At 56.4% G+C, this 656-nt stretch carries 1 protein-coding gene; it reads left to right on the top strand.

What is annotated here, in order from left to right; all coding sequences use genetic code 11:
* Positions 1 to 569: hypothetical protein (locus tag OGX94_RS01625; protein WP_220704037.1), on the top strand; the 569-nt coding region annotated here is incomplete at its 5' end.
* Between the last annotated feature and the right edge of the window lie 87 nt (positions 570 to 656).

Below are 656 nucleotides of genomic sequence, written 5' to 3'. Positions count from 1 at the left end.
GGCTCATGATGTCCCTCTGGGATGCGCTCCGGATGAATATGATGATCTCATATCAGGAACTTGTTCGCACCTTCCCTATCACCCTGACCGTTACGGCCTGCCTGCTTTTATGGGGTTTTCAGTTGCCAGCTTGGGCTGGTGACGCTACCCAGGTTGAGCCACTGGCGCTACGCAAGATCATGCAGGAACTCGGGCGCAACATGCAGGCTATTACCGGTGCGATTTCGCAGGAGGAATGGGTTCAGGTCGTTCAGCTCGCCCCAAAAGTTGCTGCACACCCCGAGCCACCGCTTACTGAAAAAATGCGCATCCTTGCTTACCTCGGCGCTGATGCGACCAAGTTCAGAAACTTTGACGCGCAGACTCACGAGGCGGCGCTGGCCATGAAGCTGGCTGCTGCGAGCAGCGACGGCAAGGCGGTGATCCAATCATTCGCCCTATCTGTCCCCGCTGGGGTGGGAGCATATCAACCTGACCGGCGATTACCTATGGCGCAGCAGTGCCAAGGTCGGTGCGGGGAAGTTCAGGCCATTGCGACCGCTGCCACCGGCTTAGCGTGCTTTATTTAATGAGATGGTCACTCCCTCCTTCCCGGTACTATGCTGAGGACAGGCTTTCATTCGGAGAACTATCATGGAAAACATTGCGCTCATTGG

Source organism: Citrobacter sp. Cpo037, from assembly GCF_030332945.1.
In the GTDB taxonomy this organism is placed as follows: domain Bacteria; phylum Pseudomonadota; class Gammaproteobacteria; order Enterobacterales; family Enterobacteriaceae; genus Citrobacter; species Citrobacter portucalensis.
Note: the sequence above shows the minus strand (reverse complement) of the source record. Positions and strands in the feature narration are given on the sequence as shown.